Annotated in this window: 21 protein-coding genes; 9 read left to right on the forward strand and 12 right to left on the reverse strand. The window is 55.2% G+C overall.

Translation table 11 applies throughout. The features are described from left to right. Positions 1-533 precede the first annotated feature (533 nt). A complete protein-coding gene (locus G482_RS0110615) occupies positions 534-1,130 on the forward strand; it encodes a 6-pyruvoyl trahydropterin synthase family protein (protein ID WP_028450010.1) in 597 nt (198 codons plus the stop codon). Positions 1,131-1,190: 60 nt separating this feature from the next. Here G482_RS0110615 and G482_RS18260 read toward each other — a convergent pair whose 3' ends face one another. The 5 genes from G482_RS18260 to G482_RS0110640 all read right to left on the reverse strand — a co-directional run bounded on the left by G482_RS18260 (position 1,191) and on the right by G482_RS0110640 (position 6,398). Then, the gene (locus G482_RS18260) at positions 1,191-2,300 is read right to left on the reverse strand and encodes a VanZ family protein (protein ID WP_084414619.1); all 1,110 of its coding nucleotides are present in this window, start codon (positions 2,298-2,300) and stop codon (positions 1,191-1,193) included. Between the two features lie 52 nt (positions 2,301-2,352). Beyond that, on the reverse strand, positions 2,353-3,411 hold the full coding sequence (locus G482_RS0110625) for a polyamine ABC transporter substrate-binding protein (RefSeq protein ID WP_028450011.1): 1,059 nt from the start codon (positions 3,409-3,411) through the stop codon (positions 2,353-2,355). Between the two features lie 190 nt (positions 3,412-3,601). Continuing rightward, positions 3,602-4,378, reverse strand: coding sequence for an ABC transporter permease (locus tag G482_RS0110630; protein WP_028450012.1), 777 nt, complete (start codon positions 4,376-4,378; stop codon positions 3,602-3,604). Further along, a complete protein-coding gene (locus G482_RS18265; RefSeq protein ID WP_034619506.1) occupies positions 4,368-5,297 on the reverse strand; it encodes an ABC transporter permease in 930 nt (309 codons plus the stop codon). The genes G482_RS0110630 and G482_RS18265 overlap by 11 nt, the downstream gene beginning before the upstream one ends. Before the next feature lie 12 nt (positions 5,298-5,309). Then, on the reverse strand, positions 5,310-6,398 hold the full coding sequence (locus tag G482_RS0110640; RefSeq protein ID WP_034619508.1) for an ABC transporter ATP-binding protein: 1,089 nt from the start codon (positions 6,396-6,398) through the stop codon (positions 5,310-5,312). A gap of 227 nt (positions 6,399-6,625) precedes the next feature. On the opposite strand from G482_RS0110640, the gene G482_RS0110650 reads away from it, so the two are divergent. From G482_RS0110650 to G482_RS0110670, 5 genes are all read left to right on the forward strand, one after another. Beyond that, positions 6,626-7,987, forward strand: a complete 1,362-nt coding sequence (locus tag G482_RS0110650; protein WP_028450015.1) for a cyclic di-GMP phosphodiesterase — start codon at positions 6,626-6,628, stop codon at positions 7,985-7,987. Between the two features lie 3 nt (positions 7,988-7,990). Further along, complete coding sequence (locus G482_RS0110655; RefSeq protein ID WP_028450016.1) at positions 7,991-9,247, forward strand: putative bifunctional diguanylate cyclase/phosphodiesterase; 1,257 nt, start codon at positions 7,991-7,993, stop codon at positions 9,245-9,247. After that, a complete protein-coding gene (locus tag G482_RS0110660) occupies positions 9,244-10,569 on the forward strand; it encodes a deoxyguanosinetriphosphate triphosphohydrolase (protein WP_028450017.1) in 1,326 nt (441 codons plus the stop codon). The genes G482_RS0110655 and G482_RS0110660 overlap by 4 nt, the downstream gene beginning before the upstream one ends. A gap of 74 nt (positions 10,570-10,643) precedes the next feature. Continuing rightward, positions 10,644-12,188, forward strand: coding sequence for a phosphoethanolamine transferase (locus G482_RS0110665; protein WP_028450018.1), 1,545 nt, complete (start codon positions 10,644-10,646; stop codon positions 12,186-12,188). 127 nt (positions 12,189-12,315) lie between these two features. Beyond that, positions 12,316-12,570, forward strand: coding sequence for a hypothetical protein (locus G482_RS0110670; protein WP_028450019.1), 255 nt, complete (start codon positions 12,316-12,318; stop codon positions 12,568-12,570). Between the two features lie 62 nt (positions 12,571-12,632). On the opposite strand, the gene G482_RS20850 is transcribed toward G482_RS0110670, so the two are convergent. The 7 genes from G482_RS20850 to glyQ form a co-directional block, all read right to left on the reverse strand. Then, the gene (locus tag G482_RS20850; protein WP_051258933.1) at positions 12,633-14,036 is read right to left on the reverse strand and encodes a lytic polysaccharide monooxygenase; all 1,404 of its coding nucleotides are present in this window, start codon (positions 14,034-14,036) and stop codon (positions 12,633-12,635) included. Between the two features lie 227 nt (positions 14,037-14,263). Further along, on the reverse strand, positions 14,264-14,962 hold the full coding sequence (locus G482_RS0110680; protein ID WP_028450020.1) for a M48 family metallopeptidase: 699 nt from the start codon (positions 14,960-14,962) through the stop codon (positions 14,264-14,266). An 11-nt stretch (positions 14,963-14,973) separates the two neighbouring features. Continuing rightward, on the reverse strand, positions 14,974-15,717 hold the full coding sequence (locus G482_RS0110685) for a lysophospholipid acyltransferase family protein (RefSeq protein ID WP_034619512.1): 744 nt from the start codon (positions 15,715-15,717) through the stop codon (positions 14,974-14,976). An 18-nt stretch (positions 15,718-15,735) separates the two neighbouring features. Next, complete coding sequence (gene gmhB, locus G482_RS0110690; protein ID WP_028450022.1) at positions 15,736-16,293, reverse strand: D-glycero-beta-D-manno-heptose 1,7-bisphosphate 7-phosphatase; 558 nt, start codon at positions 16,291-16,293, stop codon at positions 15,736-15,738. Between the two features lie 48 nt (positions 16,294-16,341). Beyond that, the gene (glyS, locus tag G482_RS0110695) at positions 16,342-18,411 is read right to left on the reverse strand and encodes a glycine--tRNA ligase subunit beta (RefSeq protein WP_028450023.1); all 2,070 of its coding nucleotides are present in this window, start codon (positions 18,409-18,411) and stop codon (positions 16,342-16,344) included. 30 nt (positions 18,412-18,441) lie between these two features. Continuing rightward, complete coding sequence (locus G482_RS0110700; RefSeq protein WP_028450024.1) at positions 18,442-18,927, reverse strand: surface-adhesin E family protein; 486 nt, start codon at positions 18,925-18,927, stop codon at positions 18,442-18,444. Between the two features lie 15 nt (positions 18,928-18,942). Continuing rightward, a complete protein-coding gene (gene glyQ / locus G482_RS0110705; RefSeq protein ID WP_028450025.1) occupies positions 18,943-19,848 on the reverse strand; it encodes a glycine--tRNA ligase subunit alpha in 906 nt (301 codons plus the stop codon). Between the two features lie 240 nt (positions 19,849-20,088). Between glyQ and G482_RS18275 the strand changes: the two genes are divergently transcribed. The 3 genes from G482_RS18275 to G482_RS0110720 are packed head-to-tail and all read left to right on the forward strand — an operon-like array spanning position 20,089 to position 23,260. Beyond that, positions 20,089-22,041, forward strand: coding sequence for a lytic transglycosylase domain-containing protein (locus G482_RS18275; RefSeq protein WP_051258934.1), 1,953 nt, complete (start codon positions 20,089-20,091; stop codon positions 22,039-22,041). Further along, a complete protein-coding gene (locus tag G482_RS0110715) occupies positions 22,041-22,985 on the forward strand; it encodes a complex I NDUFA9 subunit family protein (RefSeq protein WP_028450026.1) in 945 nt (314 codons plus the stop codon). The genes G482_RS18275 and G482_RS0110715 overlap by 1 nt, the downstream gene beginning before the upstream one ends. Positions 22,986-22,999: 14 nt before the next feature. After that, positions 23,000-23,260: an RNA-binding protein gene (locus G482_RS0110720; RefSeq protein ID WP_028450027.1), complete on the forward strand. Its 261-nt coding sequence runs from the start codon at positions 23,000-23,002 to the stop codon at positions 23,258-23,260. The last annotated feature ends 3 nt before the right edge of the window (positions 23,261-23,263 follow it).

Raw genomic sequence — 23,263 nt, forward strand, 5'->3', positions numbered from 1 at the left:
TAACCAGTGAGACTGTTTTAACGTGCCGAGAAAAACCTTGTCAACACCCCGATTTGGGCTTGTGAGTTAGGCCACTGAAGCTTTTTTTTGTGGACTACATGAAACTACATAAAAACCGCAATATCGAGTTGTGCGACGCACAATTTAATCAAAAAAATATTGTTTTTATTGGTTTTTTTTGCAACATAAAAATAGCGCGCCACACCATTAGCGCTTGCTGATGTAACTTTTCATTGCGCCTGTGAGTAGTTTCACAGACAAATTGCCTTCACTTTTTTTCCTGCTGGAGTGTTTCAAAAAAGTGAATTCCACCTCGCCCACGCAAATACTTACACGATGATTTCTTTTTTGCTTTCCACTGAATTTCTAATCGTTTTTGTAAGTAGGCGCCACGGACTGGTATTAGGCTACGGCACCCAGCGGCTTATCCCTGCAAGGAAACAAGCATTAAACCCGGTGGCTTGGTAAAATCGCCCCTTGTGGCGCCGGGCGCCATCTGATAAAACCATGCCTCACCGTTTGGGCGCGTTAAAATGTTGATTCGTAAACTATTTAAATTTGAAAATGCACATATTGTGCGCAACTGCTCATCCGAGCGTTGCCGCTCTTCCATTCACGGCCACAGCTATAAGGTTGAAGTGCTACTGGAAGCCAGCGCGCTGGATCACGGGCAGATGGTTTATGATTTTGGCTTAATGAAAGGCACGATCCGTGATGTGATCGATGCGTTCGACCATGCGGTGTGTTTTTGGGATAAAGATGATGCCGAGTACATCCGCCTGTGCCAAACCTTCTCGGCGCGCTGGATTGCGATGCCGGTATCCCCTTCGGCCGAACAGTTTGCGCGACTGTTTTTCGTGATCATCGACCAGATTCTGGCGCAAACGATTATGGCCAATGGTGAAGCCGATGTGCGCCTGCATTCGATCATTGCGCATGAAACCGATACCGGCTACGCGCAAGCCTTTCGCGATGATGCCTACAACCCGCGTATGGGCACCATTCGGCTTGAGGACATCATCTTTTCGCCCCAATGTCAGGCCGAATGGAAAGACCCCGACATGTACCAGAAACTGCTCAGCGAGCAGCAGTTTTATAATCCAGCCGTGCCACGGCAAGTTGACGCCTAAGACCAAACCAAGGGGTATAGCCGTATAACGCACAATCAATAAAGGCTACGGCAATATACCTTAGTACCACTCATCGCTGCGGCGTGGGCTGAGTAGATACACCAGCATCAGCAACACGGCAACAAACGGCCAGAGATCGCCCATGATTTGTGAGAGCCCGCTAAAGTGCAGCAAGTGCCCATACTGCCATTTAAATAGCGGCAACGTGGCCGACAATTGCGGGGAGAGCGGCCACACCAAGCTCACCACCGTTGCTAGCGATAAACACAACACCGACAGCAAGGCGCGATAGCGCCGCTGCAGGCGCCAGCATAAAGCCAGCAGCAATACGCCGCCCACGCCCCCCAGTACGATATTCAGATTCAGCCAGACAAAAAACTGCTCTGGCCGCAGCAACATGCCGGCAAAAGCCATTTTCAGTAGCAAGGCCGCCCCCAGGAGTGCAAACATCGCCCGGGGGAAATCCCGCTGATAGGCCAGCAGCACCGACACAAACAAGCCTACCCCAACCAGATTCAACATCATGCCGCCGCCTTCCAGCAGGCGCAAAAACAGTGCGGCATCCGCCAGCGGCGCAATAAAGGGCTGCGGCAAGCCACGTGGCTCGACCACCACGCCCAAAAAAGGCTGGCTTGGGTCGAGTTGGGCCACCAGCCACACCACCAGCCATACCGCCCCCCACTCCATCATCCGGCCGGGGGCTAAAACTTCGTGACGGAAAATTAACCAGCGCTGCATCCAGCGCCGACTGCGCAACACCAAACCAATGGCTACGCCGATCACGCCACCGGCGGTATTACTGAGAATATCCAGATTCGAGGCCACCCGCCCCGGCAAAAATTGCTGCACAAATTCAACACTGGCCGAGGTGAGGGCACACAGCAACACCGCCAAAATCGCCGCAAACCAGCGCCGGCGAAACAGCAGCATCCAGCCTAAGCCCAGCGGAATATACGCCAGCACATTGACCGTGTTATCAAAGAGGGTGATGTAGTACGGCAGCGGATAGGTGTAAAAGGCAAACACCGGCTCGCCCGTGAAGCGCCAATCGCTAAAGGGGAACAGACTCACCACCAGCACCAGCAACAAAGCCACCGCCACAAAGAAGGGTGACACCCGAGTCGGCTCGGCTTGACGGGCAAGGTAGCGGATAGGGGGAAATCGCGCCATAGCGTAGGAAGAAAAACGGGGGCTTACGCCCCCGCTTGTCGTTCAGCTCATTTTATTTTGCAGTTTTGACTTGGGTCCACATCCGGCCCAGATCGCGCAGCGCTTTGCCTTCGAGCGCATTCAGCTGCTGCAGTTTCTTCATATTGTCAGCACTTGGGAATACCGCGCTAATGGCTTTTACTTCGGGTTTCACAAACGCTTGTGATGCTGCGTTCGGGTTACCTGAGCCAATGGCATTGGTCAGCTGGGCCGAATTTTTGCCATCAAGCATAAAGTTGATGAACTTGGCCGCCAGATCTGGGCGTGGGGCTGATTTCAGCACCATCATATTATCCAGCGACAAGGTGTTGCCTTCTTTTTGCAGACTGTAGGCAATCCCGAATGGGCGCTTGGCTGCTTTGGCATCGGTGTTGGCCTGGAACATATCGTTCGAGTAGCCGTGCGCCACCCAGATATTGCCCAGGGTCAGCTCCTTGATATAGCTTTGCCCATTGAAGGCGGCCCAGAATGGCTTGGCTTTCAGGATGGTCTCTTGGGCTTTTTTCAGCTCTTCCGGCTTGGTCGAATTAGCCGAGAAGCCGTTATACATCAGCGCAGCGGCAAATACTTCGCGGCTGTCATCCAGTACCGTCACTTTGCCTTTGATTTTAGCCAGTACGGCTGGATCAAAAATAATCGCCCATGAGCTTGGATCGATGCCCAGCTCTTTGATCTTTTTGTCGTTGTAGCCCACCAGCGTGGTAGTGAAGGCGTATGGCACCGAGTATTGATTGCCCTTGTCGAAAGCGCTGTTCATAAACGATGGGTTTAGATTCTTGATGTTCGGCAGCTTGGATTTATCCAGCGGTTGCACCAAGCCCTGCTTCACCAGGGGCTGCACCGCAAAACCGGTTGGCACGACTACGTCGTAGCCTTTCGCACCGGCCGAGAGCTTAGCCAGCATTTCTTCCATCGCGCCGTAGTAATCTTGCACCACACGGCATTTGCAGCTGGCTTCAAAATTCTTGACGGTTTCTGGGGTGATGTAGTTATTCCAGTTATAAAGATGCAATACATCTTCAGCGTTTGCGGTGCCCGCGGCCAGCAGCAGGGCCAGTAAGAACTTTTTCATTGTGTTCACCATCAAGAATTAAAAGTGGAAAAACTTGGCCACCCCAAGTTGCGCGATTATGCCACGAATTATTGTCTTGTCGCGGCAATCTGCATGCGGTTGACGGTTTTTTGCACAAGACCTTGATCTACCTGCAGGCATGAAAAAAGGCAGCGCGCTGCGCTGCCTTTTTAATCGCGATAAGGCGGCTTTATTCAGCCCGCAATGCGCTTGGCGCCACCTTGCTGGCAATCAGAATCAGCACCAGCGTGAGCAACATCAACAGCGTTGAAATCGCATTCACTTCCGGTGTAACCGCAATCCGGATCATCGAATAAATCTGCAGCGGCAACGTTGAAGCACCCGCCCCTGCAGTAAAGAAGGTGATCACGAAATCATCAATCGACAAGGTAAACGCCATCAGAGCCCCCGCAATAATGCCAGGCATGATCAGCGGCATCGTCACCAGGCGGAAAGCCTGCAATGGCGTTGCGCCCAAATCGCGCGCGGCCTCCACCAAGGCATCATCCATCCCTTGTAAGCGCGAACGCACCACAATCGCTACAAAACCGATACAAAACGCAATATGCGCCAAGGTGACCGATACCAGCCCCAGCGTCATATTCAGCATCACAAAGAAGATCAGCAGCGACACACCCATCAGGATTTCGGGAATGGCGATGGGCGTGAGCACCAGCAAGGGCAGCAAGCGCAATTTGTAGCGATGCATGGCAATACCTGCCAGCGTACCTAGCACCGTGGCGCAGCAGCTGGTCACGATGGCGATCAACAGCGAATTACGTGCGGCCACCAGCATTTGCTCGTTATGCAGCAGATGCTCATACCATTTGAAGGTAAAGCCCACCCACTCGGCATTGAGCTTGGAATCGTTAAAGGAATACACCACCACAATAATCAGTGGCACATACAAAAAAGCATAGGCCAACAGCGCCGCCGCCCACAGCCATTTCGATTGTTTAGAGTGCATCGCGCTTACCTCCGCGCCCAACCATGGCCGCCAGCCCCGCCAGCAGCAAGACGGCCAGCGTCAACATAATCGACAGTACCGAGCCAAATGGCCAATCGCGGCTATCCAGGAATTGCTGTTTGATCAGATTGCCGATCATGATGCCATCGGTACCACCAACGAGATCCGGTACTGCAAACATCCCCAGCGCCGGAATAAACACCAGCGCCGCACCCGCCCATACCCCCGGGAGGGATAGCGGCCAAGTGACCTTCCAGAAACGCTGCCAGCCCGATGCCCCCAGATCTTGAGCCGCATCCAGCAATGCCATATCGTGTTTTTCCAGATTGGCATACAGCGGCAATACCATGAAGGGCAGGTGCACATACACCAGCACGATAATCACGGCAAAGTGGCTAAACATCAGCTGCACCGGGCCTAAACCCACCACACCCAAGACCTGATTGAGCGCCATGGTGAAATAGCCCTGCGGCCCCAGAATAATCATCCAGGCATACACGCGGATCAGGAAGTTACTCCAGAACGGCAGAATCACCAGCAAGATCATCAGATCGCGGTATTTCTTCGGGCTGCGTGCGATCAGCCAAGCCAGCGGATAGGCCAGTAGCAAGCACGCCAGCGTGGTGATCCCGGCATACCAGAACGACTTCAAAAACAGCTCGATATAAATCGGGTCTGAGAAAAACAAGCCGAAATTATCGAAAGTCAGATAGTCGCGCCAGTTTTCCGCCGTCACCAGCAATTCATTCGCGCCGGTGTCGGGGTTTGGCCCAATCAAAGGCAGCAAGCCACCGTAATCACCCGGATAACGGAAGGCCGCAAAGGCCATGATCAACGATGGAATTGCAAAGAAAATGATCAGATACAGCAGCGGTGGCCCGGAAATGAGCCACTTATTAATTCGATTGCTTTTCGCCATGACCGCCCATCCTTAGGCCAAGATGAAGTGGCCAGCGTCATAGCGCCATGCCAGCTCCACCTGATCATTATCATCAAAGAACTTCGCCCGCCCCGGTGCCGAGTTAGGTAGCATGGTCTCAACCAGCATGCCGTTTTCCAGCTCAACGATGTAAATCGTCACATCGCCCAGATACAGGCAATCATGCACCCGGCCTTTGAAATGCACTTCGTCTGCGTCGCCAGTGGGCAAGGTCGCGCCCAGCTTAATTTTCTCTGGCCGCAAGGTCAGGCAACCACTTTGGCCCACTTGCGCCCCCGCCACCGGCAGCGTTTCGGCAATGCCCACCCCGGCGATTTCCACCTGCATGCGGTCGGCGCCAATTGATTTGATGGTGGCATCCAGCAAATTGCATTGACCGATAAAATCGGCCACAAAGCGGCTTTTCGGATAGCTGTAGATGGTTTCCGGCGCATCCAGCTGCGCTACCTGGCCTTTATTCATCACGGCAATACGGTGCGACAGCGCCAGCGCCTCGCCCTGATCATGCGTGACATACACAAAGGTAATGCCGATTTCTTTTTGCAGATTAATCAGCTCGATCTGCATTTCTTCACGTAGCTTGGCATCCAGCGCCGAGAGGGGCTCATCCAAGAGCAGCAAGCGTGGGCGATTCACCAAGGCGCGGCCAATGGCCACCCGCTGCCGTTGCCCACCCGACATTTCATGCGGATAGCGACTGGCAAACTGGCTGAGACGCACATCGTCCAGCACTTCGGCTACCCGCGTTTTGATTTCTTCGGCCGGTACTTTGGCCATTTTCAGCGGGAACGCAATGTTCTGCGCCACGGTCATATGCGGGAAAAGCGCGTAATTTTGGAACACGGTATGCACCGGGCGTTTTTCGGGCGGCACCCCGGCCATATTGACGCCGTCGAGCAGAATTTCACCTAAATCAGGCTGCTCAAAGCCGGCCAGCATGCGCAACAGCGTAGTTTTACCGCAGCCCGATGGGCCCAACAGCGTAAAGAATTCGCCCGCCTCGACAGAGAGGCTTACGTGGTTGACCGCTGTAAAATCACCAAACTGTTTTACAACATCACGAATCTCGAGCAGCGCCATGATTATCCTCACGAAAAAGCCGCGACATTTTAGCAAACTCGCTCCCATGGGGGGGGAAATCGGCGAAAAAAGGGCTGTGTGGCGGCAAAATGTAGGGATTACTCTAACTGCACAGCGCATTTCATTCGCCCCGAAGACCATGGATTGCCCTAGAATAGCGTTTTGGATCAACTCTGAGTCAGGCAAGATCAATAGAAATGCGACTCATTCGTAAGAACTAATTGCCTGTGGAAACCCGCGTACACGTTCTGGACTTGCAAATTGGGCTCTATGTTACCGAGCTGGATCGGCCGTGGCTGGATACCCCATTTCTGCTACAGGGCTTTCTGATCGAGCAGCACCAGCAACTGGAGCAGCTGCGCGAATACTGCGAATACGTCACGGTCGATTTCAGCCGCTCGAATGGCGGCATCAATCGCTGGGCCGGGCTGTTTGATATCAAACCCAAATCCGACAAAGCCGCGTTTAGCGCCCCGCCCATCAGCGCTTTGCTGCAACATAATCCGCAAGAACAAGAGCGCCGCGAACGGATCAGCCTCTTGCTGGAGTTGCGCCGCCTCTTTGCTGGCTTGTTTCAGCGCGACACTGCCACGCCTCGCCGCAGCTTTAACACGCAGGTCATTCTGTATGATCGCGAAGAGCAAGTAGAAGTCGAGCTTCCCAAAGCTCAGGCCGTCCATAAAAGCTCGCAAACCTTTATGCGCAGCTTTATGGAATCTGTACGTAAAGAGCTACACCCCAAGATCGAAGAAGCCAATGCGGTGGTCAACGATCTAGTTGATTCAATCGTACGCAACCCCAATGCCCTGCTGCTACTCACCCAACTAAAAGACCGCGATCAGTACACCTACTCACATTCGATCGATACCGCCGTGTATTTACTCGCCTTTGGCCGGCATTTGGGCTACCCGGTGGAGGAACTACGCAAGCTGGGCCTCGCTGGCCTGATGCTGGATATTGGCAAAATTCGCCTGCCCGAAGATCTGCTTAATCGCACTGGGCGCTATACGCCAGGCGAATTCATGCTGATGAAAACCCATGTGCAGCATAGTCTCGATATTCTGGGTCAGATGGATAACGTACCGCTGGATGTGGTGGATATGGTGGCCCGCCATCATGAACGCTATGACGGCAGCGGCTACCCACAGGGACTCAAAGCCGAAGAGATTGGTATGTTTGGCAGCATGGCGGGGATTGTTGACTGTTTCACCGCGCTCACCAGCGAGCGCACTTACTCCGATGCCAAACCCGCACATGAAGCGCTGCAACTGCTGTACAAGTGGAGCGAAAAATATTTCCACCCGGCGCTGGTTGAGCAATTTGCGCAGTGCATCGGCATTTTCCACGTCGGCACCTTAGTTGAGCTCTCAACGGGCGAAGTCGGGATTGTAATTGGCCAAAACCGGGTCCGCCGACTAAAACCCAAGTTAATGGTCATTCTGGCGCCGGATAAAACCCCCTACGCCAAACCGCACACGCTAGATTTGATCACCAATCCAACGGCCCCGAATGGCTTGCCGATCTCTTTGCGGCGTGAATTGAGCCGGGGCGCTTACAATATTGATCCGCGCGAGTATTTCCTGGAGTAGCCGATGAGCAATCCGCGCCCTTTGCATCCCATCAAGCAAAAACTCACCCCGCTGGGCCAACTGGATGAATGCATCAGGCAAACCCTAGAGCGCGGCGGGCCTGACAAGCAAAGTGCGCTGATTTACCTCGAATTACGCCATCTGCACCCCGGCCATTATCGCGATCATTTACTTGAATGCCTGATCAGCCGCCTGCTGCCTTTGTTGCGGCCGGCCGATCATATCTTTCAGCTCGATTCCCACTCGGTGGGGTTGCTACTCGGCCAGCTGAATGGCACCAGCCATGCCCTGTTAGCTGCGCATCGGGCCAAAACCTTGCTGCATGATGTGGGCAGCGATGAGCTCAAGCTCTACCCACAAATCGGCATCGCCATGGCCCCCGAGCATGGCCGCGATGGTGAAGCGCTGATCGATGCGGCCAAGATTGCGGCCCATCAGTTTGCTGAAGAGCATATTGGGGTCTACGACCCTGATCGCGATTGGCTGGGCCAACAATTGGTACGGCTTGAGCAACCATTGCGCAATGCACTGTACGACAACCGCTTTCATTTGGCCTTTCAGCCGCAAATCGCCCCCGCCAGCGGCGCAGTGAGCGGCGTAGAAGTCCTGCTGCGCTGGGAAGACGAGCTCCTGGGTAGCATCTCCCCTTACGAAATTATCAGCGTTGCCGATTATCTCGGGCTGATGGATCAGCTGACCCACTGGGTGATTCAAACCGGTTTGCGCAATTTCTCGCAATTACGCCTCGCGGGCTATCAAGGCACGCTGAGCATCAATCTGGCGCCAAACAATCTACGCGACCCACACCTAGCCGGCTTTATTGGCAATGCGATGGCCGTATGGGGAATTCCGGCCGAATTGGTTACATTCGAGATTACCGAATCAGCGGTGATTGAAGAATTCGAGCTTTCGCTCAAACACCTGCAACAAATTAAACAGATGGGCTGCAAACTGGCGCTGGATGATTTCGGTACCGGCTACTCATCGCTGGCATATTTAAAACGCCTGCCCATTGATGAGCTAAAAATTGACCGTAGCTTTGTCATGCAGCTGTCCGAATCGACGGAAGACCGAGCAATTGTCGAATCAGTCATTACCCTGGCCCACCGTTTGCAATTAATGGTGACCGGCGAAGGCGTGGAGCAAGCCGCCGAGCTTGCGCTTTTGCAGCAATATGGCTGTGATCAAATTCAGGGCTACTACTACAGCCGCCCACTCAAACTGGCGGACTTACTCACTTTCCTGGCGAAACCACGATGAGCATGAATTGGGTGCAATTACTCACCGCCGCACGTTTGGGCACCGACGCCAGCGAAGCACTGGATAACGAAGCGGGCCGCAGTAATTTTCATAAAGATCATGACCGGATCGTGTTTTGCTCGCCGTTTCGCCGGATGGGGCGCAAAACCCAAGTCCACCCGATGACCGAAAATGATCACGTTCACACCCGGCTCACGCACAGTATCGAAGTTGCCTGCGTGGGGCGTAGCCTAGGGGTGCTGATCGGCGAGCGCCTCAAAGACGAGCTACCCGCCCATATCACCCCCTATGACCTAGGCGGCATTGTGCAGGCCGCCTGCCTTGCCCACGATATTGGCAACCCGCCCTTTGGTCACGCCGGCGAATATGCGATCCGTGACTGGTTCCGCCGGCCAGAACACGCCTATTTGCTACAAAACCTCAGCGCCGAAGAACGTCGCGATTTAATGACCTACGAAGGCAATGCGCAAGGTTTTCGCATTATCACCCAGCTGGAAAACCATCGCTTTGAAGGCGGGTTGCGCCTCACCTACGCCACTTTGGGCGCCACGCTCAAATACCCGTGGACCAGCGAACATGCCGGCGGCAAAGGCAAATTCAGCTGTTATGTAAGTGAACAGCATTTACTGGCCGAAGTGGCGCAGCGCCTTGGGCTACCGGAATTAGCGCCCGGCAAGTGGGCACGCCATCCTTTATCCTACCTGATGGAGGCCGCCGACGATATTTGCTACGCCATTCTCGATCTGGAAGACGGCATCGAAATCGGCATGTTGCCCTACGAGAGCGTGGAGCCACTGCTGATGAAAATCTGCGGTGGCGAGCGTAGTCTGCTGGAACTGGAAGTCGCGGCAGCCCCCTCGGTCCGCCGCAAAATCTCCTTGTTACGCGGCAAGGCGATTGATCGCTGCATCCGCGGGGTGGCCGAGACCTTTATGGCCAATTATCCACGCCTGATGGCTGGCACGTATCAGGGCGATTTACTCAATGACTGCCCCTACGCCATGCGCCAAGGGATTAATGAAGCCAAACAGCTCGCCCGTGATCGGATTTTTAACGAGCGGCGCAAAATCGAAATCGAAGTCGGCTCGTTCACCTGTCTCGATATCCTGCTCGATGCCTTCTGCAAAGCCTCATACGAACTGAAAGTGAGCACTCACATGCCATTCCGCATGAAACGGGTGCTCGATCTGATGGAATACAATGCCCCGCGTAAAGACTGGCCGCTGTATGAAACCTATCGCCGGGTGCTGGACTTTGTCGGCGGCATGACCGACAACTACGCTACCTATCTGGCACAGCAAGTGGGTGGCATGGGGCGATAAGCTCGCCATTTTGATGCCAGTGAAGAAACTTCGCTGGCCAATAATTGAATAATAAATAACAAGATCCTAACTAAATGCAGTCCAAAATCTACCGTTTTTTGATTACCATCCTTCCTTTTGCACTAACAATTGCAACCCTCTCGTTTGCGGGTGCAAATTGGCGCGAAGTTGCGAAGACCGCACTTTTCCTAGGCGCACTAACTCTTCTACTTATTCAAGCTCAAAGAAAAAACCCACACACAGCAATCCTTACCGGCTTGCTTATCTTAATGGCAACAAAAATAGGGCTAACAGCTTTCTCATTACTAAAATACAACCAGCCAATTCACTCAGCCATAGTAATTTCATCAGTGGCCAACACAACAAAAATAGAAGCTCTAGAATTTCTGATATCAAATCGATTCGAGATTACCCTCCTACTTCTATACATAACCCTAACATCACTAATATTTATTGCACCCATATCAATAAGAAAACACTCAAAGAAATGGCCTACAATACTGTGGGGGCTACTCTTCGTCATTGCACATGCAAACCCAACAACAAGAAAAGAAAACCCCATATTCTACTTCCTACAAACAAAAAACCAAATGATCGCATGGAAAGAGAAAGCGCTTCAAACCGACAAGGAAATAGCTCAATCACATACATCAATCAGCTCAAAAAACATAAAATATATTGGCCCCAACCAACAAAGCATAATTCTCATCATTAGTGAAAGCATAAACAAATCAAACATGTCACTATATGGTTATATGCGAAACACTACTCCAGAGCTTATTCAGCGCCGCGCAGAGCTATCAGTCTTTGACGACATAACCTCACGCTGGGGGAGCACACTCCCTGCGATTCGAGATATGTTGATCATCGACACCAATAAAACTGGTCCTAGTGTAATCCAAGCAGCCAGGCTTGCTGGATATAGAACCTACTGGATATCAAATCAGTCCGACAGCTATATCAATGGGCGCTTTGGGATGGAGAGTGATAGTTTCATAAGCGCCAACACTGGCAGCGAGGGTAGAAACAACGCGAGTCTAGATGAAAAAGTACTGCCGCACTTAGCGACCGCACTTCAAGAGACCGCCCAATTGAAATTCATCATTCTCCACTTAATTGGTGCACACCCTCATTATGACCTAAGACACCAAGGATATATCCCGACAGACTTCACAGAGGACAAAGTATTTACTACGATGAAAAAAGAAGGGCGCTGGCCCTGGGTAATCAAGGCAAGATCAAACTATGATACCGCCATCAAATACCAATCCGAGCTACTTTCCAAAATAATCACTCTAAGCTCAAAAATAGAAAAAGAAAATGGCACCCGAGTAAAGGTCATTTACACGTCAGATCACGCACAAAATGTAGGTCATGACCAAAACACATATGGACACGCCCCCGGGCGCATGTCAGGGCATAGCATTCCTTTAATATTCTGGCCAAACCTTCAATTAAATCAGCATGAAACCAAGCGCCCTTTCTCAATGTCTCGCTTCCCAGGAACCTTGATTCCATTCCTTGACATAGAATCTGACCTCATTAAACCTAAGGACAATCTTCTTTCACCTGACTTTCAAGCAGAGCCTCGTCTATTAGAAGGAATTCTAATCCAATAACCAAGCATGAAATCGGAAGTCTGTTAGCTTTAATCACGGCGTGGCATACAGACTTTCAGCAGGCAGATCGACGAATCGACGATTCTAGCCCACAATCCCGTTCCCACTTTGAACCTTCGCCAAGCCGATGCAAAAAAGCCTCTTTTTCCTCGCCATCACCACGCTACTTTCGGGTTGCGCAGTTGTAACGACCACCGCCATGGTGGCTGGCGCCGCGGTGTCGGTCGCCGCCACGGCCGTTGAGGTGAGCTATGACGTCGGCAAAGCTGGCGTCAAAGGCGCCTATGCCGTCGGCGAGCTCGCCTACGCCGCAGCGCAAGCTAGCGCGGCCTCAACCGCCGCGACGCAGCCCGCCAGTAGTGTCGCCCACGCCGAGCATTAAACAGGCAATAAAAAACCCGCGATTGCTCGCGGGTTTGGCCTAGCGGCTAGCTGGACTTGGGCTTATTTACAAACGCCCAGATCTTTCCACACGCCCCACTGGCTGCTTGGATCGGGTTTCTCGTTCGTGGTCCACCATTTGTTTTCAAAGTTGCGGCCACCGTAGCTCACTTTGTTGCCCGGTGCGGCATACACTTTGCCCGCTTCCCACGCAGTAACGCAGGTTGAGCCAGTTGCTGGTGTCGGCGTCGGGGTCACGACCGGTTTTGCCGTTGGAGTCACCACTGGTGCAGGGGTTGGCGTTACCACTGGCTTCGGAGTGGGTGTCACCACCGGAGCCGCAGTTGGGGTAACCACGGGTTTAGGTGTCGGCGTAACCACTGGCGCTGGCGTTGGCGTTACCACCGGTGCTGGGGTTGGTGTCACCACAGGTTTTGGTGTTGGCGTCACCACCGGAGCCGGTGTTGGCGTGCTTGGTTTAGGGGTTACACCGGCCGGCGCTTCGATATCCACGCGGAAGATGTAATCGGCACCTGAGCGGCTATATACGCGATTGTCTTGCGCGGTTTGCACAGGCGCTACCGAGCCATTGGCTTGCAATACACCCACGCTCACATATTTCGAGCTGCCATTCACTTTCTGCGCCAGGAAATACGGCCAGATGTTCATTTGCGTCAGATCGGCACCGGTTTGCGCATCGTAATCGGCGATGATTTGCGCAGATTCCAGATCGCGGCCAGCGTTATCAAACAGACGGAATGTGACTTTGGTGCTTTGCGCCAGATTTTGCTGCGCGCGAATCTGCCCCAGTTCTTTGTAGGTCGACACCGCCCCCGAGAAATTCACATCCGAGCATGAGTAGAACGCTTCTGGGCTATCGCTACGTTGCCAAGTAACATAAATGATGTGCTTGCCGGTTTTCTTTGGCAGCGGGCAGGTCATTTTGTAGCGCTTGTCGGCAGTTACCGGCACATTGCCCAGCTGGCAGAATTGTTCCAGATCGCCCCAAGACAGCGCCTGGTTTGGATTCCAGCTGTCTTTGGTCACATAAAACACCCAGTCTTTGGTGGTATGTGGCGCTGGCGCATTCCAGATAAATTCGAAGTTGCCATTGGCATCGGGCGCGATATTGGTCACTGGCCAATCGGTACGCGGCAGATTCAGGCCAGCGTAGTTGGCTTTACCACCACCACACAGCTGGCCGTCTGGGACGAAGCCTTTATGGTTGCCGTTCGGGTTTTGATTCACACCCGACCAGTCGTACAAAAATTGTGGGCCTGATACCGCTACTGCGGCCTGGCAGGCGGCGGATTTTGGATTTTCCGGGCCTTCGTTAAAGCAGCTGAGCACACGGCTGATTGGCACTTCCATCGAGCCATGACCTGATACCAGTTGTGCGGCACCCAAACAACCTACGGCAAGTGCAATACGCACGGGCAGAGCAAACCCATTACGTTGTTGTTGCATTGTCTTCTCCAGTTTCTGGTGAGCTGGCTTGGCAGTCATATCAGTATTTTCTGATTTACAACCCGCACAAACCAATGATTTTATTCATACTTTTGCTTGATTTTTAGCGCGAAAAATTCGACTACATTTTCGCGAGAGCAATTTACCACGCTGGCATGAAAGCTGACAAGCAAAGCCCGGATTAGGGTTAACCCGTAGATGTGAACTGTGGCACAGCCGGTCTGGATTTAGCGCTGATCCAGTACCATTAAGGCTTGACCGTGGGTCTTCAGCCAGGCGCGATATTGCCGCCAATCGGGGCAGGCTTGCGCCACCTGCGCCCAAAATTGCGCCGAATGATTCATTTCTCGCAGATGCGCCAGCTCATGAATTATCACGTAATCAATCACCGCGGCCGGCGCCTGCAACAACCGCCAATTAAGGCGGATTGCGCCTTGGCTGGTGCAGCTGCCCCAGCGGGTGCGGGCCGAAGTCAGCAAAATGCGCTGCGGCTGCAAGCCCATCCGCGCCGCCCAGAATGGCACGCGTTCAGCAAAATACGCGCGGGCACTGCGCTGATAAAAGCGCACGAGCGCAGGAGTGAGCAGGTCTTCGCGCGCGGCGGCCAAGTACAGCTCGGCCTCCGTCAGCCGTGTGCGGCTGGCTGGCTGCAAGCGGCGCGGGGCGCCCAGCCAGCGCACTTCATCGCCCCAACGCCACGGCGCCGGCCCCAGCGCCGATGGCTGCGCGGCCCGCTGCGCCAGCTTGGTTTGAATCCAGGTGAGTTTAAGTTGAATCACCCGCTCGGCCTCAGCCAGCGGCGCCCGGGCGGGCAAGATCACGGTCAGCCCGCCGGCATCGATTTTCAAACCAATGCTGCGGCGGCGGGCGCTACGCGATACCTGATAGGGTATTTCGCCCTGAGGCAGGCGAAATATTGCCTGCATGGCAATACCCCTTATTCGGCCTTGCTCGGCGCCACATAACACGGCCCACGGCCGGTAATCTGCGCCATTTCACCTTCGATCCAGTTTTCCACTTCATTGATCAAGGTGAGCGAATTTTTGCCTTCGGGGCTAATCGGCGCACCAATTCGCACCGTCACTTCCCCCGGCCATTTACAAAACGAATTTTTCGGCCAGAATTCGCCCGAATTCATAGCCACCGGCACAATCGGCACTTCTAGATCTTTGGCCAAGCGGGCGCCGCCCTGCTTGTATTGGCCACGCTCGCCCGGCTTGATGCGCGTACCTTCGGGGAAAATCACGATCCACAGGCCTTTATTCAGCCGATCACGCCCCTGCTCCATCAACTGTTTTTGCGCCTGGGCGCGCTGACCGCGGTCGATCGCGATGGGCGAAGTGGCCGCCAGGCCCCAGCCAAAAAATGGAATGCGCAGCAATTCGCGTTTCAGCACCCACACCTGCGCCGGAAAAATCAGCTGCAGCGCCATGGTTTCCCAGGCGGATTGGTGTTTGCACATAATCATCGCCGGCCCATGTGGGATATTCTCGGCGCCTTCCACCTTGAAGGTCAGCCCGCAGGTGATGCGCAGCCAGATAAACATCAGCCGCGCCCACCAGGCCACAATAGTATTGCGGGTCACCGCCGGCAGCGGCAAGACCAGAATGGCAATCAAGGTAAATAGCGGGGTTAATACCAGCAGGCCAAGGCTATACAGGGCAGAACGAAACCAGATCATGAACGGGCAACAAGGTGATTAATTGGGGTTTTCCAGCAAACTGGCGCATACGGCGGCCAGATCATCATACACACGCGTGCCAGCCGGCAAATCGCCAGCCGCTTCGGTTTTACGGCCATTGCCGGTGCGCACCAGCAGCGCCTGCCCGCCAGCACGACTCACCGCCTGCAAATCGCGCAGCGAATCGCCCACCATCAGGCATTCATCCACATCCACCCGAAAGCGGCGCGCGATATCCTGCACCATGCCGGGCGCCGGTTTGCGGCAATCACAGCCGGCATCGGGCGCATGCGGGCAAAAGAAGATCGCATCGATATGCCCGCCGGCATTCACCACCGCGCGGTGCATTTTGGCGTGAATGCGATTGAGCATATCAATATCGATAATGCCGCGGCCGATACAGCTTTGGTTGGTGGCCACCACGATGGTCCAGCCGGCGCGGGTTAATTCGCCAATCGCTTCCAGGCTACCCGGAATCGGCAGCCATTCTTCCGGCGATTTGATGAAGTCCGGCCGGTCTTCGTTAATCACCCCATCACGATCAAGAATCAACAGCTTGCTGGCTTCGGGCTTCATGGCAGGCATCCATCTTCCTCGGCAAGGGCGGGCAAGCCCGCCCGGGGTTTAGTCGGCCAGCAGCGACAGCTCGGCCACGCGATTCATTACTTCGGCCAGCGCGCTCAACAGCGCCAGACGATTGCCACGCACCGCCAGATCGTCGGCCATGACCATCACACCATCGAAGAAGGCATCTACGGGGGCTTTCAGCGCGGCCAGTTGCTTGAGCGCGCTGGTGAAGTCATTGGCCGCCAGCGCTGCCGCCACGGGCGCTTGCAAGGTTTGCAGCGCGGCAAACAGCTCTTGCTCGGCCGTTTCTTGCAGCAAGGCCGCGTCCAGGGCTGGCACTTCGCCTTCGACTTTTTTCAGGATATTGCGAATCCGCTTATTCGCAGCCGCCAGTGCGGCTGATTCGGGCAAGGCCTTAAATTCGGCCACAGCCGCCAGACGCACCAGCAAATCATCGATGCGGCTTGGTTTCAGCGCCAGCACAGCATCAATATCTGCAGCCGGATAATCCGCTGCCAGCAGGTTTTTCAGGCGATCGAGCATAAAGCCATACAGGCCTTCCACCGTGCCTTCGGCAATCAGGCCGGCCGGGAATTGCGCGGCCGTGGTGCGCAGCAATTCGCGCAGATCCAGCGGTGATTGCAGGGCGATCCGCAACACGCCCAGCGCCGCACGGCGCAGCCCGAATGGATCTTTGTCGCCAGTTGGAATCAGGCCAATCCCGTAAATACCGACCAGCGTTTCGAGCTTATCCGCCAGTGAAACCGCTTGCGCAGTCGCACCTTCAGGCAGGGTATCGCCCGCAAACTTAGGTTTGTAATGGGCTTCAACCGCATACGCCACCTCGGTATCTTCACCGTCGTGCTTGGCGTAGTACTGACCCATAATGCCTTGCAGCTCAGGGAATTCACCCACCATATCGGTCAGCAAATCGGCCTTGGCCAGATAGGCCGCGCGCTCGGCTTTGGCCACATCGGCCCCAAGCAAACCAGCAATGGCGCCGGCAACCGCTTGCAAGCGCTGTACGCGCTCCAGCTGCGAGCCGATCTTGTTGTGGTAAACGACATTGGCGAGCTTCGGCACCCGGCTATCAAGCGGCGCTTTTTTATCTTGTTCGAAGAAGAATTTGGCATCAGACAGGCGCGCGCGCAGCACGCGCTCGTTGCCGTTAATGATGTGGCTGCTGTCGCTGGTTTGCAGATTAGACACCAGCAAGAACTGATTCATCAGCTTGCCGTTACCATCCAGCAGCGGGAAGTATTTCTGATTTTGCTGCATGGTGAGGATCAGGCATTCCTGCGGCACTTGCAGAAATTCGGCTTCAAATTCACCTTTGAGTACCACCGGCCATTCCACCAGCGCGGTGACTTCGTCAAACAGCGCTTCATCGGCAGCGATGCGGGCATTCAGTGCGGCGGCGGCTTCCTGCAGTTTTTCACTGATCAGGGCTTTGCGGGCGGCGAGGCTGGCCACCACTTTGCCTTCTTCATACATTTGGCGCGCATAGCCGGCCGCATTGGCAATGGTCAGCTCACCCTGCGACAGGAAACGATGCCCGCGTGTGGTTTGACCTGAGCTTAAATGCAGCACCTGACCGGGCACCACGTGTTCGCCGTGCAACATGATCAGGCCATGCACCGGACGGATAAACTGGCCATCGCGATCGGCCCAGCGCATCATTTTGGGCGCCGGCAGTTTTTTCACTGCTGCCGCCACGATGTCGGCCAGCACCGTCGCCAGCGGCTCGCCCGCCTTCACCGAACGGAATACATACACATCCTGCTTGCCGTCATGCACGGTGCCCAGCTGATCCAGCTGCTCGGCACTCAGACCGCACGAGCGGGCAAAACCCAGCAAGGCGGGGCTAGGCTGGCCATCTTTAAAACCTGCGCTCACTGCAGGGCCGCGTTTTTCGATGGCCTGCTCAGGCTGCACCGCCGCCACATCCGCCACAGTGACCGCCAAACGGCGTGGGCTGGCAAAAGTATTCACTTCGCTGCTGGCAGGGGCAAAGCCCAGTTTCACTAGCTCCGCGGCAATACTTTCGGCAAACGCAGCGCCGAGCTTAGGCAACGCCTTGGGAGGGAGTTCTTCTGTAAACAGTTCGATCAGTAAGGTTGGATTCATATGCTTTTGCTGCGTTGGCAGCATCCTCAGTTATTCTTCAGCTTGCTTGGCCTGCTCTTTTTCGGCCATCATTTTGCACACTTGGGCCACGAAATCCGCCCCGAAAGTACCCGGCTGCTGGGGCGCAAATTCCCACTGAAAGCCCGGCACGTCGTAGCGGGCGACTTCCAGATCATCCGCATCATTCATCGACACCGCCACGCCGGCCATCTTGCCAGAGGGGCAATCAATGGCCTGCCGGGTGTATTTGTAGCGGTACTTGCCCTTGGAAGTGCCATCAATCTGGTCTTCGTTAAAGCGCTGCACCATCCAGACAAAGGTGTAATTCTGCTCGGCATAACCGGCATCATGCTGGATCGAATTGACATCCACCAGGGTTTCAAAGTCCGGCATTTTGCCGTAGCTGCGCCAGTCGGCTTTTTGATCCGGCACCGGCACCGGGCCGCTCACCTTGTCCTCGTATTTGCCGCACGCTGCCACAGTCACTACCAGTAAACCCAATAACAGACGTTGCATGTGCGGCTCCTTCGTTTATTTGGCGGCTTTCTCTACCGGCTGGCACATCGGGAAGCCCAAGGCTTCGCGCGAATCGTAATAAGCCTGCGCCACCAGCCGCGCCAGATTGCGCACGCGGGCGATGTAGGCCGCACGCTCAGTCACCGAAATCGCGCCACGCGCATCCAGCAGATTGAACATGTGTGAGCATTTCATCACCATTTCAAAGCCTGGCAGCGCAAGGCCGCCTTCGATCAGGCGCTTGGCTTCGGCTTCAAACTGATTGAATTGATCAAACAGGAACGGCACATTCGATTGCTCGAAGTTGTAAATCGATTGCTCGACTTCGTTCTGATGATAGATGTCGCCGTAGGTGACTTTCTGGCCGTTCGGGTATTCGGTCCAAACGATGTCGTAGATGTTGTCCACGCCTTGCAGATACATCGCTAGACGCTCAACCCCGTAGGTAATCTCGCCCAATACCGGCTTGCAATCCAGACCGCCCACTTGCTGGAAGTAGGTAAATTGCGTCACTTCCATCCCGTTGAGCCACACTTCCCAGCCCAGCCCCCAGGCGCCCAGCGTTGGGCTTTCCCAGTCGTCTTCCACAAAGCGCACATCGTGGACTTTGGTATCAATACCCAGGTATTCCAGCGAGCCCAGATACAGCTCTTGGATATTGTCTGGCGAAGGCTTGAGCACCACTTGGTATTGGTAATAATGCTGGCAGCGGTTGGGGTTCTCGCCATAGCGGCCGTCTTTCGGGCGGCGGCAAGGCTGAACGTAGGCGGCATTCCATGGCTCGGGGCCCAGTGATCGCAGGAAAGTCGCCGTGTGGAAGGTGCCCGCCCCCACTTCGATATCGTAGGGTTGCAGCAGGGCACAACCGTGGTCACTCCAGTAATTTTGGAGCTTTAACAAGATTTCCTGAAAAGTCAGCATGTGTTCTTTGGGCGCCAAAAGCGCGGCTAAAATTTTCTAAACTCGCTAATTCTACTTGGTTTTGCCCTCCCCGTGCCACGCCACGGCGGCAAGCAGGGCTGAGTGCAACATTCGGCAGCGCCAGATGCCACAAATTACCTACACAAAACTGAACAAAACCACCCCATTGATGCAAGACAAGCCTGCAGCCCTCGTTTATCCTTAGCGCTGCCGTCCCGCCACTGTAAATTGCTGCTGTCCATGTTAAAAAAAGCCACCCTGATTATGCTGAGCTGCCTGCTGGCCGCCAGCGCCCAAGCCCGCATGAACCTTGACGAGCTACGCGAAGCCGCGCGCGCCCGAGATATGGTTGCGCTCGCCCAACTGAGCGAGCAAAGCGTGGGCGACCCGCTGGAAATGTATCCGCGCTATTACTACCTCACAACCCAGATTAATCAAACCAGCGATGGCGATGCCGGCCAGTTTCTCAGCCGCTACTCCCCCAGCCCTCTGGCCGAGCGCTTTCTGGCCGACTGGCTTAAAGAGCTGGCCCGCCGCCAAGATTGGGCGCAATACGAGGTGTATTACAGCCGGCTTGAGAGCCCGAACGCCGAGCAGATCTGCTTGAAACAGCAAGCCATGCTCAAGCGCAATGATTTCAGCGCATTGGCCAATCATCGCCAGTTGTGGTTTAGCGCCAAACCCCAAGCCAGCGCCTGTAACCCCTACTTTGAAGCGCTGTTTAGCCAAGGCCTGCTCAAAGAAGAAGACATCTGGTGGCGCATTCGGCAGGCGCTGAGCAACAATCAGCTCGACCTCGCCCGGCAGCTGGCGGCCCGCGTGGGGAGTCCCGAGTATCTGGTGCCACGCCCACCAGTGATGGTGAAGAAAGGCAAAAAAAGCACTCCGGTCCTCACCGCCAATCTCAATACTGTCAACACCGCGCCCGAGCGCTGGGTGGATGAAATCGACACCAGCAGCCGCGCTGGCCGTGAGCTATGGCTGTTTGCGGTCGAGAAAATCGCTCGCAATAATCCGGCCCAAGCTGCCCGTTTGCTAAGCGATAGCAGTCTGCCGGCCACCGAGCTGCAATTTGGCTGGCAGCAGCTGGGGCAAATCGCCGCCCGGCGCAATCTGCCCGAAGCCTCGCAATGGATCGCGCGTGGGCATTTACAAGATTTAAGTAGCGATGATCGCGCCTGGACCATCCGTGCCGCGCTGCGTAGTGGCGACTGGAAAACCGTTGAGCAACGCATCAACGCCCTACCCGCTGATGAGCAACAAGACAGCGCCTGGCGCTATTGGAAAGCCCGCGCGCTGCTGGCGCAAAACAAAGCTGCCACCGCCAATGCGCTGTGGACGGAATTAAGCCAGGAAATCGACTTTTATGGCCTGCTGGCTCGCGAAGAGCTGGGTAGCATCCTCAGCGCGCCAGTGCCGGGCTACAAAGCCAGCAAAGACGATCTGGCCGCGATCAATCAAGTACCGGGCGTGCGCCGCGCGCTGCTGCTGAATGATCAGGGCTGGCGCATCGAGGCCAATCGTGAATGGAACGCCGCCATGCGGGGGCTGAGCGATCAGCAACTGCTCGCCGCCGCCGAGCTGGCCAGCCGCAATCAGATGTACGACCGCAGTATTTTCGCGGCCATGCGCCCGAAAACGCTCAATGATTTCAGCCTGCGCTTTCCACTACCGTATCGGGCTTCGGTCGAGAGTGCGGCCAAAGCCAATGGCCTGGATCCGGCCTGGGTCTTTGGGCTGATCCGCCAGGAAAGCCGCTTTATCGCCGACATCCGCTCTAGCGCCGGTGCTACCGGCTTGATGCAGCTGATGCCCGCCACCGCGCAGTGGGTGGCCAAGAAAATGAATCTCAGCGATTTCAAACTCAGCGATATGAGCGACCCTGAGATCAATCCGCAATTGGGCAGCTACTATCTGGCCTACTGGACCGAGCGGTTTGGCGGCAACCCGGTGCTGGCCACCGCCGGCTACAACGCTGGCCCCGGCAATGCGGGCAAATGGCGAGATGCGCGCGAATTGGAAGCGGCGATCTATATTGAGACGATCCCGTTTAACGAAACCCGCGATTATGTCAAAGCGGTGCTGACCAATGCGACGCATTATGCGCATTATTTCCCGGGTAGCACGACCCAACTCTTGAAACGGCTGCCCGCGATTCCCGGCAAAAATTCCGCGCAGGAGGTTTCTGAATAATGGCACTTTCCATTCTGTTGATTGGCGGCTCTGGGTTTATCGGTCGCCAGATTGCGGCCAAGCTCGCCCGGGCTGGCCATCGCCTCACCGTTCCGACCCGCCACCGCGAAGCCACCAAGGCCGATCTGTTGGTGTTGCCAGGCTGCGAAGTGGTGAATGCCAATGTGCATGATCCGGCCACGCTGGCTCAGCTCTGCCATGGGCAGGATGTGGTAATTAATCTGGTGGGTATATTGCAGGGAAGCGCAGCAGACTTTGCTCACAGCCATATACTCCTTACCGAAAAGATTATCGCCGCCTGCAAAAGCGCGGGCGTGCAGCGCTATTTGCACATGAGCGCGCTGGGTGCCGACGTGAACGGCCCTTCACACTACCAGCGCAGCAAGGGCGAGGCCGAAGCCAAAGTGCGCGCCAGTGAGCTGGCGTGGACGATCTTCCGCCCCTCGGTGGTGTTTGGCGCGCAGGATAGCTTTTTGAATCTGTTTGCCAGCCTGCAGGCGTTTGCGCCGGTGGTGCCGATTGGTGGCGCAGACACCCGCTTTCAGCCGGTGTGGGTGGGCGATGTGGCCGAAGCATTTGCTGTGGCGGTTAGCCGGCGCGATCTGATTGGGCAAACACTGAGTTTGGTGGGCCATAAAGTCTATACCCTGCGCGAGCTGGTGCAGCTGAGCGGCCGCCTCAGCGGCCACCCCCGCTGCGTGATCGGGCTGCCAAACTGGGCGGCGCGCCTGCAAGCCACCTTGATGAGTGTGCTGCCCAAGCCCCCGGTCAGCCACGATAATTTAGATTCATTGCAAGTGGATAATGTTGATCCGGCAGGGTTTGCGGCGATTTTGGGCTGGCAGCCCAGCGCGCTGGAAACCATCGCCCCTGAATATCTTGCCGGCCAAAACCCAGCCCGGCGGCTGGATGAATTGCGTCGGCAGGCCCGTCGTTCTCACTAACCGGAGGTAGCACCATGCAGTTGTTAATCAGTAACCTGCCCGTCAGTACCACCGCAGAAGATGTCCACCGCCTGCTAACCGAACAACTCGGCGCCCCTGCGCCGCTGGATATCCGCCTGGAAACCGGTGCTGGCGAGCGCAATGCGCTGGCCTGCGTGCGCTATCCGGAAGACGCTCCGGCCGCACTGGGCAAGGTACTAGACGAAAAGATCAGCGGCTTGCATTATCAGGGCCACGATCTGGACGCCACCATTTCGCATAATTTTAAGGAGTAAGCC

Source organism: Chitinibacter tainanensis DSM 15459, from assembly GCF_000429785.1.
Lineage (GTDB): Bacteria > Pseudomonadota > Gammaproteobacteria > Burkholderiales > Chitinibacteraceae > Chitinibacter > Chitinibacter tainanensis.

Coding starts and splice junctions, on each gene's coding strand:
- G482_RS0110615 (WP_028450010.1), top strand. CDS start 534: ATGTTGATTCGTAAACTATTTAAATTTGAAAATGCACATATTGTGCGC.
- G482_RS18260 (WP_084414619.1), bottom strand. CDS start 2,300: ATGGCGCGATTTCCCCCTATCCGCTACCTTGCCCGTCAAGCCGAGCCG.
- G482_RS0110625 (WP_028450011.1), bottom strand. CDS start 3,411: ATGAAAAAGTTCTTACTGGCCCTGCTGCTGGCCGCGGGCACCGCAAAC.
- G482_RS0110630 (WP_028450012.1), bottom strand. CDS start 4,378: ATGCACTCTAAACAATCGAAATGGCTGTGGGCGGCGGCGCTGTTGGCC.
- G482_RS18265 (WP_034619506.1), bottom strand. CDS start 5,297: ATGGCGAAAAGCAATCGAATTAATAAGTGGCTCATTTCCGGGCCACCG.
- G482_RS0110640 (WP_034619508.1), bottom strand. CDS start 6,398: ATGGCGCTGCTCGAGATTCGTGATGTTGTAAAACAGTTTGGTGATTTT.
- G482_RS0110655 (WP_028450016.1), top strand. CDS start 7,991: ATGAGCAATCCGCGCCCTTTGCATCCCATCAAGCAAAAACTCACCCCG.
- G482_RS0110660 (WP_028450017.1), top strand. CDS start 9,244: ATGAGCATGAATTGGGTGCAATTACTCACCGCCGCACGTTTGGGCACC.
- G482_RS0110665 (WP_028450018.1), top strand. CDS start 10,644: ATGCAGTCCAAAATCTACCGTTTTTTGATTACCATCCTTCCTTTTGCA.
- G482_RS0110670 (WP_028450019.1), top strand. CDS start 12,316: ATGCAAAAAAGCCTCTTTTTCCTCGCCATCACCACGCTACTTTCGGGT.
- G482_RS20850 (WP_051258933.1), bottom strand. CDS start 14,036: ATGCAACAACAACGTAATGGGTTTGCTCTGCCCGTGCGTATTGCACTT.
- G482_RS0110680 (WP_028450020.1), bottom strand. CDS start 14,962: ATGCAGGCAATATTTCGCCTGCCTCAGGGCGAAATACCCTATCAGGTA.
- G482_RS0110685 (WP_034619512.1), bottom strand. CDS start 15,717: ATGATCTGGTTTCGTTCTGCCCTGTATAGCCTTGGCCTGCTGGTATTA.
- gmhB (WP_028450022.1), bottom strand. CDS start 16,293: ATGAAGCCCGAAGCCAGCAAGCTGTTGATTCTTGATCGTGATGGGGTG.
- glyS (WP_028450023.1), bottom strand. CDS start 18,411: ATGAATCCAACCTTACTGATCGAACTGTTTACAGAAGAACTCCCTCCC.
- G482_RS0110700 (WP_028450024.1), bottom strand. CDS start 18,927: ATGCAACGTCTGTTATTGGGTTTACTGGTAGTGACTGTGGCAGCGTGC.
- glyQ (WP_028450025.1), bottom strand. CDS start 19,848: ATGCTGACTTTTCAGGAAATCTTGTTAAAGCTCCAAAATTACTGGAGT.
- G482_RS18275 (WP_051258934.1), top strand. CDS start 20,089: ATGTTAAAAAAAGCCACCCTGATTATGCTGAGCTGCCTGCTGGCCGCC.
- G482_RS0110715 (WP_028450026.1), top strand. CDS start 22,041: ATGGCACTTTCCATTCTGTTGATTGGCGGCTCTGGGTTTATCGGTCGC.
- G482_RS0110720 (WP_028450027.1), top strand. CDS start 23,000: ATGCAGTTGTTAATCAGTAACCTGCCCGTCAGTACCACCGCAGAAGAT.